Source organism: Candidatus Limnocylindria bacterium (assembly GCA_036523395.1).
Classification (GTDB): Bacteria; Chloroflexota; Limnocylindria; order P2-11E; family P2-11E; genus CF-39.
The window spans coordinates 1-11,524 of record DATDEH010000091.1 but is presented as its reverse complement, the minus strand read 5'-3'; the positions used below and the strand labels follow the sequence as shown (position 1 = coordinate 11,524).

11 protein-coding genes and 1 tRNA gene are annotated in these 11,524 nt (G+C 69.8%); 9 read left to right on the top strand and 3 right to left on the bottom strand.

The window, feature by feature from the left end:
* Positions 1-744: hypothetical protein (locus tag VI056_12145; GenBank protein HEY6203778.1), on the top strand; the 744-nt coding region annotated here is incomplete at its 5' end.
* A 116-nt stretch (positions 745-860) separates the two neighbouring features.
* Here the strand turns inward: VI056_12145 and VI056_12140 are convergent.
* Positions 861-934, bottom strand: a tRNA-Val gene (locus VI056_12140).
* Positions 935-954: 20 nt separating this feature from the next.
* Positions 955-1,263 (bottom strand): hypothetical protein, encoded by a 309-nt coding sequence (locus VI056_12135; protein ID HEY6203777.1) that lies wholly within the window; start codon positions 1,261-1,263, stop codon positions 955-957.
* Between the two features lie 39 nt (positions 1,264-1,302).
* Here VI056_12135 and VI056_12130 point away from each other — a divergent pair, with 39 nt between their 5' ends.
* The 8 genes from VI056_12130 to VI056_12095 all read left to right on the top strand — a co-directional run bounded on the left by VI056_12130 (position 1,303) and on the right by VI056_12095 (position 11,048).
* The gene (locus tag VI056_12130) at positions 1,303-1,794 is read left to right on the top strand and encodes a DUF4446 family protein (protein HEY6203776.1); all 492 of its coding nucleotides are present in this window, start codon (positions 1,303-1,305) and stop codon (positions 1,792-1,794) included.
* A complete protein-coding gene (locus VI056_12125) occupies positions 1,791-2,681 on the top strand; it encodes a diacylglycerol kinase family protein (protein ID HEY6203775.1) in 891 nt (296 codons plus the stop codon). The genes VI056_12130 and VI056_12125 overlap by 4 nt, the downstream gene beginning before the upstream one ends.
* Positions 2,678-4,036 (top strand): L-seryl-tRNA(Sec) selenium transferase, encoded by a 1,359-nt coding sequence (selA, locus tag VI056_12120; protein HEY6203774.1) that lies wholly within the window; start codon positions 2,678-2,680, stop codon positions 4,034-4,036. The genes VI056_12125 and selA overlap by 4 nt, the downstream gene beginning before the upstream one ends.
* A gap of 3 nt (positions 4,037-4,039) precedes the next feature.
* On the top strand, positions 4,040-4,423 hold the full coding sequence (locus VI056_12115; GenBank protein HEY6203773.1) for a RidA family protein: 384 nt from the start codon (positions 4,040-4,042) through the stop codon (positions 4,421-4,423).
* Positions 4,402-4,575, top strand: coding sequence for a hypothetical protein (locus VI056_12110; protein ID HEY6203772.1), 174 nt, complete (start codon positions 4,402-4,404; stop codon positions 4,573-4,575). Before VI056_12115 ends, VI056_12110 begins: the two co-directional genes overlap by 22 nt.
* A complete protein-coding gene (selB, locus tag VI056_12105; protein ID HEY6203771.1) occupies positions 4,572-6,512 on the top strand; it encodes a selenocysteine-specific translation elongation factor in 1,941 nt (646 codons plus the stop codon). Before VI056_12110 ends, selB begins: the two co-directional genes overlap by 4 nt.
* Positions 6,509-7,990, top strand: coding sequence for a leucyl aminopeptidase (locus tag VI056_12100; GenBank protein HEY6203770.1), 1,482 nt, complete (start codon positions 6,509-6,511; stop codon positions 7,988-7,990). Before selB ends, VI056_12100 begins: the two co-directional genes overlap by 4 nt.
* 112 nt (positions 7,991-8,102) lie before the next feature.
* On the top strand, positions 8,103-11,048 hold the full coding sequence (locus VI056_12095; protein HEY6203769.1) for an ATP-dependent DNA helicase: 2,946 nt from the start codon (positions 8,103-8,105) through the stop codon (positions 11,046-11,048).
* Here the strand turns inward: VI056_12095 and VI056_12090 are convergent.
* Positions 11,045-11,524, bottom strand: a 480-nt coding sequence (locus VI056_12090; protein HEY6203768.1) for a cytochrome c, incomplete at its 5' end; no start/stop codon positions are given. The two genes, VI056_12095 and VI056_12090, sit on opposite strands and share 4 nt — an antisense overlap.

Below are 11,524 nucleotides of genomic sequence, written 5' to 3'. Positions count from 1 at the left end.
CTCGCGCTTGCCATCGTCGTCCGACCCGCGCCGAGCCAGAGCAGGCTTCGGTCGATCTCGGGAAGCGTCGCCATCGTCATCCTCGCGCTCGGCACCGCGACGAGCTCGTGGATCGGCGCATTCCGCGCGTCGGCGGCGGAGCCCGGTGCGGTCGCGGGACATCACGTACGCGCCGGCGGCGTCCCTCCACCGGGCACGATCTTTCCCGCGGTCCCGGCGCGCGACGCCACCGCGGCCGAGCGAGCGGCGGCGGCCGACATCGTCGAAGCGACGCGCATCGCCCTGGCCCGGTACGCGGATCCGGCCGTCGCCGCGGCGGACGGGTATCACGTGAACGGCCTCGCCGGGATCGACTTCCACGCATCCAATCCGGCGTACGAGCACGACGACCGCATCCTCGATCCGGCGCACCCAGAAACGCTCGTCTACGCGGTCGCTCCGGACGGGCGGCCGGTCCTGATGGGCGCGATGTTCCTCATGCCGAAGATCGGTCAGCCCGGTCCTACGATCGGCGGCCCGCTCACGGTGTGGCACGCGCACCAGCACGTCTGTTTCTCATTGACGCCGCCCGGACTCGCCGGTCTCCTGAGCCCGCTCGGTACGTGCCCGATCGGCACGATCGATGTCCCGCTGACGCCCGAGATGATCCACATCTGGATCGTGCCGGGCGCGCCCGAGGCGTTCGGCGACCTCGACGAGGCGTGGAAGCGCGCATACCTGCAGGCGATCGCCACGCGACCCTGAGGCCTATACGTTCCGTGATGGGCGAGCGCTGCGGCTTGTCACGTCACGACGAGACTTGGAACTGATAGTCAGGGTGGGGGACGTCCGCTGATTGACCAAGAGAGGCGCTTTTCCTGTGGGCGATGCTGGATTCGAACCAGCGACCTCTGCGATGTGAACGCAGCGCTCTAACCAGCTGAGCCAATCGCCCGGCGTGAAAAGTGTACGACGCTAGCGAGCGAGGACGGCGCTCTCCACCAGACCGGCGGCGACGAGAAGTGCGAGAGAGACCGCAACGGTGATCGCGAGCCGGCGGAAGTCCTTCGCGACGAACGCGCGCTCGACGAGCGACGCTCGCTCGAGTGCCGCGGACGGCGCACCGGCGGCGCGCGAGTACCCAAGGCGCGTTACGGAGCCGCGCGCGCGGTACCCGGTCGGTCGTGCCGTGGTCTCGCGCTCAACTGGACGCGGCGATGTCGCGCGACGCGCTGCCGTCGCGTCGCGTCGCGTGCGTGAGCGTGTGCGGTTCCGTCGCGCCATGGAGCGTCCAGCATATCGGAACGGCTATCGTCCGCGACGATGATCCTCGACGAACGCACGCTCTCGCTGCTCGTCGTCGCCCTCGTCGTGGCCGTCGTCGTGCTCGGCGCCTGGGTGGCGTGGCTGCAGCGCTCGGAAGCGGTGCTCCGTCGCCGGCTGCGTCGCGTGCTCCCGGAGGGGGAGAGCGGCGGGATCGACGAGATCCTCGACCGCCAGCTGAAGCGCGTCGAGAGCCTGAGCGAGCGCGTCGAAGCGCTCAACAAGCTCCATCACGAGCTCGAGCACCTGAGTCAGCGGACGATCCAAAAGGTCGCGGTGATCCGCTACAACCCGTTTGCCGACACGGGCGGGGATCAGTCGTTCGCCATCGCGCTGCTCGACTCGCTTGGCAACGGCGTCGTCGTGTCCAGCCTGCACAGCCGCACCGACACGCGCGTGTTCGCAAAGCCGGTCCAGAGCGGTCGCTCGAAGTTCCAGCTGTCCGACGAAGAGCAGGACGCCATCAAGAAAGCGCTCGCGCCGACATCGTGATCAGCCTGCACTCCGAGCACACGCTCGCGATCGTGAATCCCGCGGCCGGCGACGGAGCCGGCGCGCGCGTGGGAAGGGATCTCGCGCGCGAGCTCGAGGGGTCCGGGTTCAAGGTCGAGATCATCCAGACGCCCGCACCCGGCGAAGCCGCGCGTATCGCACGCGAAGCGTCGGCCGACGGCGTCCGCACCGTCATCGCGGTCGGCGGAGATGGGACAGCGAACGAGATCGCGAACGGCCTGGTGGACACGAGCACCGCGATGGCGCTCTATCCGATCGGCTCGGGCAACGACTTCGCGCGTTCGCTCGGATATCCGCGCAAGCGACGCGACATCGCGCGGTTCCTCGCTGGCGCGCGCCGCCGCGTCATCGACGTCGGCGAGGTCAACGGCAGGATCTTCGTGAACGCCGCCGGCGTCGGCATCGACGGCCACGTCGCCGAACGCATCGAGGCGAGCGCTCGCGTCGTCGGCCCCGCGCTGGGGTATTTCGTCGGCGCGCTCGTGTCGATCGCGACGTACCGGCCGCAGCCGATGCGCCTCGTGATCGACGACCAGGTCATCGAGGGAAAGCATCTCGTCGTCGTCGCCGCGAACGGCACGCACTTCGGGAGCGGCATGCACGTGGCGCCGAAGGCGAAGATCGACGACGGCCTCTTCGACATCCTCGTCGCCGGTGACCTGGGGCGGTGGTCGTCGCTCGTCGCGCTCGCCAAGCTCTATCGCGGCACGCATGTGAACGGACGCGATGTCCGTATGTTCCGTGGGCGCTCGCTCGACGTCGAGCTCGAGCGTGAGCTCCCGACGCAGGCCGACGGCGAGCCGGTGCGCGCCCGCAGGCTCGCGGTGCGCATGCGTCCCGGCGCGCTCACGGTGCTCGCGCGATGACGACGGACGCGCGCCGTCGGCTGCCGTCGGTCGACGCGGTCGTGCGCGCGGCCGGCGACGTCGACCTGCCGCGGGATCGTTTCGTGCGCGCCGTGCGGGATGTCCTCGCGGAAGCGCGCGCCGCCGGCGCGACGCTCGATGAGTCGGGTGCGGCCGATGCCGCGCGCCGGCGACTGCGCGACCGCGACCGTCGTTCGCTTCGTCGCGTCCTCAACGCGACCGGCGTCGTGCTGCAGACCAACCTCGGACGCGCGCCGCTCGCGCCCGCTGCTCTCGCGGCGATCGTCGATGCCTCAGGTGCGGTGAGCGTCGAATACGACCTCGAGGCCGGTCGCCGCGGCGAGCGGCACGGCCACGCCTCACGACTGCTGGCCGAGCTCGCCGGCGCTGAGGACGGCGTCGTCGCGAACAACAACGCCGCAGCGGTCCTGCTGGCGCTCGCCGCGCTGGCGGCCCGCAAAGAGGTGATCGTCGCGCGCGGCGAGCTGGTGGAGATCGGTGGCGGTTTCCGCATCCCCGATGTCCTACGCCGTTCGGGCGCGAAGCTCGTCGAGGTCGGCACGACGAACCGCACCTACGTCCGCGACTACGCGGCCGCGATCACCGAGCGGACCGGGGCGATCCTCCGCGTGCACGCCAGCAACTTCAAGCTCACCGGATTCGTCGCGCGGCCCGAGGACCGGTCGCTGGGATCGCTCGCGCACGAGCGCGGCATCGCGTTCATCCACGACCTCGGCAGCGGCACGTTCATCGACACGTCGCGCTTCGGTCTCGCGCGCGAAGAGACGGTGGGCGAGGCGATCGCCGCGGGCGCGGACGTCGTCACCTTCAGCGGCGACAAGCTCCTCGGTGGCCCGCAGGCCGGGCTCGCCGTTGGCCGCGCGGCCGCCATCGGCGCGCTCCGCGCCCATCCGCTCATGCGCGCCGTGCGTCCCGACAAGCTCACGCTCGCCGCGCTCGTCGCGACGCTCGAGCTCTATCGCGACGGCCGGGCGGAGACCGAGCTCCCGGTCTGGCGGATGATCGCGGCCACCCCCACCGTTCTCGCGAGGCGCGCTCGCGGGCTCGCGACTCAGCTGGCTAGTGGGGGCATCGAGGGCGACGTGATCGAGACGGAGTCGACCATCGGCGGCGGGTCGCTGCCGGAGGAGACACAGCCGTCGCGCGCGGTCGCGATCGGAACGCGACATGGCCGGGCGAACGAGATCCTCGCGCGACTGCGCGCCGCGGACCCGCCGATCGTCGCGCGCATCTTGGACGATCGCGCGGCCCTCGATCTGCGCAGCGTCGCTCCGGAGGATGATGGGATGCTCGCGCGAGCGGTCGCCGCCGCGCTCGCGAAGGGGGAGAAGTAGCGAATGGATCTGCGAAGCGTATCCACAGACAAAGCGCCCAAAGCGATCGGTCCGTACAGCCAGGCGATCGCGACCGGCGATCTCATCTTCACCGCGGGCCAGGTCGCGCTCGACCCCGCGACAGGCGAGCTGGCGAGCGCCGACATCAAGATCCAGACCGCGCGGGTCCTCGACAACCTCGCGGCGGTCCTCGAAGCGGCCGGGAGCGGCCTCGACCGAGTCGTGAAGTGCACGGTCTTCCTCGCCGACTTCGCCGAGTTCGCGGCGATGAACGAGGTGTACGCGCAGCGATTCGGTCAGCACCGGCCTGCGCGCTCGACCGTCGGCACGAGTGCTTTGCCGCGAGGCGCACGCATCGAGATCGAATGCATCGCCGTCCGCCGGTAGCCGGCGACAAGGAACGCTCGCCGCTCCCACCGGTCGCAACGGGCATCGCACTCGGACTCTGGATCGCGCTCATGCTCGTGCTCGCGTTCGTGGTCGTGCCGGCGCTGTTCGGGATGTTCGCGCCTATGCCGGAAGCGACTCCGATCCCGTGACGAACGAGACAACGCCGGTCCGCGTGGTGGGGACCGCCGGACACGTCGACCACGGGAAGTCGACTCTCCTCACCGCGCTCACCGGAATGGATCCCGACCGGCTACGGGAGGAGCGCGAGCGCGGCATGACGATCGATCTCGGCTTCGCGTGGGTGACGCTCCCGGGCGGCGGGGACATCGGGTTCGTCGACGTGCCGGGTCATCAGGACTTCATCCGCAACATGCTCGCGGGTATCGGCAGTATCGACGCCGTGCTACTCGTGATCGCGGCGGATGAGGGCGTGATGCCGCAGACGCGTGAGCATCTCGCGATCCTCGGGCTGCTCGGGATCGATCGTGGCGTGATCGCGCTCACCAAACGCGATCTCGTCGACGATGAGTGGGCGGAGCTCGCGGTCGCGGACGTCCGCACGGCACTGCGGGGCACAGCCCTCGCAGATGCGCCGCTCGTCCAGGTCTCCGCAACGGCGCGCCGCGGACTCGATGAGCTGCTGCTTGCGCTCGAGCGCGTGCTCGGCGAAGCGCCCACGCGGCGCGACGTCGGCCGTCCGCGCCTCCCGGTCGATCGCTCGTTCACGATGTCTGGCTTCGGCACGGTCGTCACCGGCACGCTGCTCGACGGCTCGCTCGCGGTCGGCGACGAGGTCGCTGTGCTACCGGGCGACATCCGTGCGCGCGTCCGAGGCCTGCAGACGCATCGTCGCTCGCTCGACGTCGCGCGGCCCGGCAGCCGCGTCGCGGCGAACCTCTCCGGCATCGCCAAGGACGCCGTGTCGCGCGGGATGGTCGTGGCGAGGCCAGGTTCGCTCGAGACGACGACGCTCATCGCGGTGCATCTCGAGCTGCTGGCGGGCGCGAGCACCGCGCTCGAGCACGACGAGGAGGTCAAGGTGCACGTCGGCACGGCGGAGACGATGGCTCACGCCGCGCTGCTCGAGGGCACCGAGATCGGGCCCGGTGAGACCGCGTGGGTGCAGCTGCGCCTTGCGACACCGGTCGCGGTCGCCGTCGGTGATCGCCTGGTGGTCCGGCGCCCGTCGCCGTCCGAAACGATCGGCGGTGGCGCTGTCGCGGATCTCGCGACGGTCCGCCTGCGTCGCCGCGCGGACACCGTCGCGGCGCTCGAGCGCCGCACCGCACCGTCGGCGGCGTCGCGGCTCCTCGCGTCGCTGGACGTGCCGCGCACGCCGGCAGAAGCGGCGGAGCGAAGCGGCCTCGCCCCCGACGAGCGCGAGGCGGCGACGGATGAGGTCGTCGCCGATGGTCGCGCCGTTCGTCTCGGCGACGCGCTGCTCTCGCGCGACGCGTTCGAAGCGCTCGCGACGCACGTGGAACGTATCTGCGCAAAGGCGCATCGCACGACGCCGCTGCGCGCCGGCGCTTCTCGTGAGGAGGTGCGCTCGGCGCTCGGACTCCCCGCGAAGCGCTTCAATGCCCTGGTCGAGCAGCTCGTCGCGCAGAAACGGCTCGCGGAGCGAGGGAGTGCCCTCGCGCTGCCGTCGCACCGGCCGCAGCTGTCCGAAGACCAGGAGCACCGCTGGCAGAACGCACGGGCGGCACTTGCGAAGGAGCCGCTCCAGCCGCCAAGTCCCGCGCAACTGGAGGCGGAGCATGGCCTCGACCGCGAGCTGGTGGCGGCCCTCGCCGATCGTGGTGACGTCGTGCGCATCGGCACCGAGGCGGTCTTCCTCCCCGCGGCGGTGAAGCGCTTCGCGCGCGTCGTGGTGGACGAGCTTGCTGCGAGCGGGACGATCACCGTCGCCCGTGCGCGCGATCTCTCGGGGTCGAGCCGCAAGCACGTTCTGCCGCTCCTACAATTCCTCGACGATCGCGGACTGACGCGCCGTCACGGCGACGATCGCATCCTCGTGCTCACGCCGGACGCGGCTCGCGAACGCATCGCCTCATTCGCGCATCAAGGGGAGGACGGTCCATGAAGTTCCGTGCGGTCCGCGCGTCCGCGCTCGGTCAGGTCGATGCGATCATCGTCCCGCTCAACAGCGATGGTGGGACGCCGGCCGGTCTGCCGCGTTCCATCAAGACCGTCGTCGACCGCATCGCCAGGGGCCAAGCCGGCGCGGGCCGGCCGTATGGCGTGACCTCGCACCACGGCGAGCCGCTCATCGTCGTCGTCGGGGCGGGCCGACCGGCTGACTACGACGCCGAGCGCGCCCGCAACATCGCGGCCTCCGGCGTGAAGTCGCTGTGGCGCTCGAACGTCAAGAAGGTCGCACTCTTCATCGCGCCGAACGGCCTCGGTGAGGAGCGGGCCGTCCAGGCCGCCGTCGAGGGCGCCGTGTACGCGATGTGGCGGCCCGAGGCGCACCGGACGCGCGAGGAAGAGCGGCGCCTACCGCCGCTCGACAGCGTGCTCCTCGTCACCGAGAAGCCCGCGACGAAAGCGATCGCGCGCGGAGAGGCCGTGGGCGACGCGGTGAATCTCCAGCGGCGTCTCGCGAACGAGCCGGCGAACAAGATGACGCCGACGCTGCTTGCGAACGAGGCCCGTGCGGCGGCGAAAGAGGCCGGGGTCCAGATCGAGGTCCTCGACGCCGAGCGCTGCCGTGCGCTCGGCATGGGCAGCTACCTCTCCGTCGCGCAGGGCAGCCATGAGGAGCCGCGCTTCATCGTCATGCGGTATCACGGCCGCCGCGGGAAGAACGGGAATGGTCGCGGCGCGTCGAAGTACGACATCGCCTTCGTGGGGAAGGGGATCACCTTCGACTCCGGCGGCATCTCGATCAAGCCCGCCGACAACATGCATCACATGAAGGCCGACATGACCGGCGCGGCCAGTGTCATAGCCGCCCTCGCTGCCATCGGCCGCCTCAAACCGAACGTGAACGTGATCGGCGTCGCGCCGTGCACTGAGAACCTCCCCGGCGGCGGCGCTACGAAGCCAGGCGACGTCTTCACCAGCATGAGCGGCAAGACAGTCGAGGTGATCAACACCGACGCCGAGGGCCGCCTCGTCCTGATCGACGGGATCACCTTCGCGCAGCGCGAGGGAGCGCGGCGTGTCGTCGACATCGCGACGCTGACCGGCGCCGTGAGCATCGCCCTCGGGCCGTACTTCATCGGTCTCTTCGGCAAGCCCGACGCGTTCGTTGAGACCGTGCGCGGCGTGGCCGGCGCGGCAGGGGATCGGGTGTGGCCGATGCCACTGACGGACGAATACAAGGACGAGATCAAGGGCGAGGTCGCCGACATCCGCAACAGCGCCGGCCGCGAGGGCGGCGCGATCAAGGCGGCCGCCTTCCTGTGGGCCGCGGTCGAGGACGGGACCGAGTGGGCGCATCTCGACATCGCGAGCGTCGACTGGTCCGACAAAGACCGCGCCTATTCACCGCGCGGACCCCAGGGCCCGGCCGTCCGGACCCTCGTCGCTCTCGCCGAAAGCCTCGCCGAGAAGTGATCGGCACCGTGCCGGGGGTGGAAGGGGCGCAGCCCCTGCGTAGAATAGAACAAATGAGCGAAGTGCTTCCGACCTCCTTATCGCAGGTGGAGAAGCCCCTGCGACCCCCCTGATGACCGAGCAGCTCGCTTTCGGCCTCGGCGAGCCGAAGCCCAACATCCTCGGCGGACTGACCGAGGAACAGCGCCGCGCGGTCGAGCATGGGACCGGGCCGCTGCTGATCGTCGCCGGCGCCGGGACGGGGAAGACGCATGTGCTCACCGCTCGCGTCGTGCATCTCATCGCCTCCGGCGCCGCCAAGCCGCACGAGATCCTGGCCGTCACCTTCACCGAGAAGGCCGCCGCGGCGATGCAGGAGCGTGTCGACATCAACACGCCGCTCGGGCTGAACGACGCGGCGATCAAGACCTTTCACGGCTTCGGCGATGAGGTGTTCCGCGAGTTCGCGCTCGAGCTCGGTCGTTCCGGCGAGCTGCGCGTCCTCTCGAGCGCCGAGCAGGTCATCTTCGTTCGCGAGCATCTGTACGACCTGCCGCTGCGGCGTTATCGCCCGGCCGGAGATCCCCTCGAGTATGTCCGCGCGCTCCTCGATCTGTTCGGCCGCGCGCGCGACGAGGACGTGTCGCCAGACCAGTACACCGCGCACGCGAAGAAGCTGCGCGACGCGGTGGGGGATGGCATCGATGCAGAAGTGCGCGCCGACGATGCTGACGCCCAGGAGGAGCTCGCTGCGGTCTACCAGACCTACACCGCGCTGAAGGAGAAGGCCGGCGTCATCGACTTCGGCGATCAGATCGCGCTCTGCCTGCGGCTGCTGCGCGATCACCCTGCAGCCGCGCGCCGGCTCCAGAACCGCTACCGGTTCGTGCTGGTCGACGAGTTCCAGGACACCAACGACGCGCAGTTCAAGCTGCTGCGGCTGCTCGTCGAGCCGCACCGGAACATCACCGCGGTCGGCGACGACGACCAGTCGATCTTCGCCTGGCGCGGGGCGACCCTCGGGAACTTCGACGCATTCACGCGGGCCTACCCGGAGGCCGCCATCGTGACGCTCGTCCAGAACCGCCGCTCGTCGCAGGGCCTGCTCGACGCGGCGTACCGCCTCATCCAGCACAACCCCGAGCGGCTTGAGACGACGCTCGGCATCGACAAACACCTCGTGGGTCGCGCCGCGGCGGCCGACGTCGAGGTCGACCACATCCAGAAGGTGAGCGGCGCTGACGAGGCGGAGCAGGTCGCGGATGTCATCGCTCGCGAGGCGCTCCGGCACCAGCGCCGCTACGGCGACTTCGCGATCCTCGTTCGGAACAACAGCGACGCGACGCCGTTCCTCAACGCGCTTGCGCGCCGGCAGATCCCCGCGCACTTCTCCGGCGGCGGGCAGCTGTACGAGCGGCCGGAGATCCGGCTCCTGATCTCGTTCCTCTCGGCGGTCGCGCTGCCGTCCGACTCTCGCCACGTCTACAACCTCGCCGTCTCTTCGCTCTACGCCTTCCCCGCGGTGGAGCTCGCACGCGCGGCGGAAGCGAGCGGCCGGCGCCAGCGACCGCTCCGCGAGGTGTTCGAGGAGGTCGCACGCGCGGAGTCGGGGTTCTCAGCCGAGGCGACCCTGGCCGCGAAGTCGCTATGCGAGGACCTCGCCACCTACGCGCAGCGAGCCACCGAGCTCACCACGGCCGAGCTCCTTTATGAGTTCCTCGAGCGCTCGAAGCTCCTCGCCCGCTACCTCGACCCGGATTCGGCGCTGGCGGAGGAGCAGGGCCAGAACGTCGCGAAGTTCTTTCGGCTCGTCCACTCCGCGGCTCGCACGCTCCCGACCGACCGGGCGTCGTTCTTCGTTCCGTACCTGGAGCTGCTGCGCGAAGCGGGAGACGACCCGGTGGCAGCCGACTTCGAAACATCGACCGAGCGCGTCAACGTGCTCTCGGTCCATAAGGCGAAGGGCCTGGAATTCGCCGTCGTGTTCCTGGTCCACTGCACCGACGAGCGGATCCCGGGGTCGATGCGTGCCGACGCCCTGCCCCTGCCGGAAGCGCTGGCGAAATCACCCCCGCCGTCGCGGGAGAATCACATCGCCGAGGAGCGTCGTCTCGCGTATGTGGCGATGACACGCGCGAAGGACACCTTCTATTTCACGAACGCCGTCGACTACGGCGGAACGCGCGCGTTCCGACCTAGCCGCTTCATCGGGGAGGCGCTTGGACGCCAGCCGGAGCGGATCTCGGCACGGCTCGCGGCGTATGAGGAGCTGCAGCGATTCCAGGTCCCCGCCGAGGAGGCCGACGCACCGCTGCCCGCGCTCGGTCCCGATGACGTCCTCACCGTGTCCTACAGCGACATCGACGACTACCGCCGCTGCCCGCTGCTGTATCGGTTCAAGCACGTCCTACAGATCCCGGTACTTCCGACTCCACCGATGATCTACGGCCTCGCGCTGCACGAGGCGGTGAAGGACTACCTCCGCCGCAAGCGGGAAGGGGAGCAGCCGAGCCTCGCGGATCTCCAGGCCACCTTCCGTGCGGCGTGGCTCGCCGAGGGCTTCATCAGTCCCGAGCATGAGACCGAGCGATTCACCGCGGGACTCGAAGCGCTGCGCCGCTTCCACGAGCAGGAGCGCTCGCAGCCCGCGCCGGATCTGGTCGAGCAGCGCTTCTCCTTCATGCTCGGTCGCGATCGGGTCGTCGGACGGTGGGACCGTGTGGATCAGACCGCTGATGGCGCCAGCGTCGTCGACTACAAGTCGACGGCGATCGATGAGGGAAGCGACAGGCCTCAGCAGGCGGCGAACCAAGATCTCCAGCTACGGCTCTACGCCTTGGCGCACGAGAAGATGTATGGCACGAGACCCGCGGAGGCCGTCCTGCATTTCCTCGAGACCGGCGAGCGCGGGGTCATCAAGCCTACCGACACAGACATGAGCGTCGTCCGCACCGTTGTGACCAGTACCGCGGCGAAGATCCGCGACCGCGCCTTCGCGGCGGCACCGATCAAAGGTGTGAAGACCTGTCAGCAGTGCGCATATCACCAGATCTGTCCGAGCTCGCTGACCGTTCGCTAGCGGCCGTGTCCGTGCGCAAAGACGCTGCTCTCATATTTGGTATCAGGTGCGGACGAGAGCAGGAACGCGGTGATGGAGTCGATCTGTTCGTCAGTGAGCCCGAGGTCCGGCATCACCGCGCTGTAGCCGGCGACCCGATACGCGCCAGGATCGCGCAGGGACTGGCGGATGTACGCGTGAGCGTCGAGCCCGGTGACTCGCGTCGCCGCGCGGTCCGCGACGGCGGTGAGATCCGGACCGACCTGCATGCGTGCGCTGGGGAAGGAGGAATGGGTGTGACAACCGGTGCAGCCCTTGGTGGCGAAGAGGAGCGCACCACGACTCGTCGTGACGGTGAGACCCGACTGAGCGGAAGCGCTGCCTGCCGTCGGCGTCGAGCTGGTCGTGGTCGTCGCGGAGCCTGCCGCACTCCCCGGTCCGGGAGCAAGGCTCGCCGCTGTTAAGAGGACGGCGAATGTCCCGTAGGCGGCAAGCTC

Bases quoted from the DNA above. Each gene is read 5' to 3' on its own strand.
- VI056_12135 (HEY6203777.1), bottom strand. From the start codon at position 1,263: ATGGCGCGACGGAACCGCACACGCTCACGCACGCGACGCGACGCGACG.
- VI056_12130 (HEY6203776.1), top strand. From the start codon at position 1,303: ATGATCCTCGACGAACGCACGCTCTCGCTGCTCGTCGTCGCCCTCGTC.
- selA (HEY6203774.1), top strand. From the start codon at position 2,678: ATGACGACGGACGCGCGCCGTCGGCTGCCGTCGGTCGACGCGGTCGTG.
- VI056_12115 (HEY6203773.1), top strand. From the start codon at position 4,040: ATGGATCTGCGAAGCGTATCCACAGACAAAGCGCCCAAAGCGATCGGT.
- VI056_12110 (HEY6203772.1), top strand. From the start codon at position 4,402: ATGCATCGCCGTCCGCCGGTAGCCGGCGACAAGGAACGCTCGCCGCTC.
- VI056_12100 (HEY6203770.1), top strand. From the start codon at position 6,509: ATGAAGTTCCGTGCGGTCCGCGCGTCCGCGCTCGGTCAGGTCGATGCG.
- VI056_12095 (HEY6203769.1), top strand. From the start codon at position 8,103: ATGACCGAGCAGCTCGCTTTCGGCCTCGGCGAGCCGAAGCCCAACATC.